General features: G+C 35.4%; 1 protein-coding gene. It reads right to left on the bottom strand.

Annotation, left to right across the window (positions count from 1 at the left end; translation table 11 throughout):
* The coding region (locus Q1B07_RS26665; protein WP_299095843.1) for a DDE-type integrase/transposase/recombinase at positions 1–790 on the bottom strand (790 nt) is incomplete at its 3' end.
* Between the last annotated feature and the right edge of the window lie 142 nt (positions 791–932).

Genomic DNA, 932 nt, shown 5'->3' with positions numbered 1-932 from the left:
TATGGAATACACGATGTTTTGCGAAATTTTTCTTAACGAAGCCAACTACATTTTCAATCCGACCTTTACTTTCAGGGTCAGCTTTTCGACAAACCCGAAGGGTTAAGTTTCTTGACTCCTTATATTGTTGAAACTCTTTAGTTAGAATTAAATCTCCACCATTTTCACTTACTACGATAAGGCTATCCTGATCATATACAAATTCATTAGGTATTCCACCAAACCACTTGATGGCATTTTCATGTGTTCGTATAACGTCTTGTGTTGTAAATGGTCGATCAAGCCATTCTTTATATTTATATCTAGAATGAGACAAGACGAAGGCAATAAAGTATAGTTTAACCTCTTTTTTGTCTGGAGTTAGTTGCTTCGTTTGCCCAAAGTCAACTTGGACTTGTTCTCCCATTGGGGGATCTGGTATTGCTTCATAGATACGAGGGGAGGTTTCTTTTTCTATTTTATATTCTTCTCTAAGTTCTCTTACATAGGATCGAACTGTACTCTCCCCAATTTCTAAATCTTCATACCTCTCTTCTAGCCAATCTTGCACTTGTGCAGATGACATATCAGGGTGCTCATTCAACCACGATAGTATTAGGTCTTTATAAGGATCTAATTTTTTAGCTTTCGTTTTAATTGAATCAACCCATTCGGCCATATCGGCTGGTGATTTCTTTAAATAGCGATGGACTGTTGATCTTGAAATTCCTAGTTTCTCTGCCACCTTTGATTTACTAAATCCTTGTTTAAGTAATTGATTGATTTCCATATACATTTCCCACTTATCCACCTTTATCTGTCCTCCCACTGATGAAATGAATTTAACTTAATCATTTTACAGTGGTTAGTTCATTATTTTGATTGGTATATTTGGGTAAATAAGTGTTTCATTTTATCTAGCGAAAACTGTCTACTTTATTCTAGCAGTCACA

It is taken from the genome of uncultured Metabacillus sp. (assembly GCF_947503125.1).
In the GTDB taxonomy this organism is placed as follows: domain Bacteria; phylum Bacillota; class Bacilli; order Bacillales; family Bacillaceae; genus Metabacillus.
This window is presented reverse-complemented; position numbering and strand designations above follow the sequence as displayed.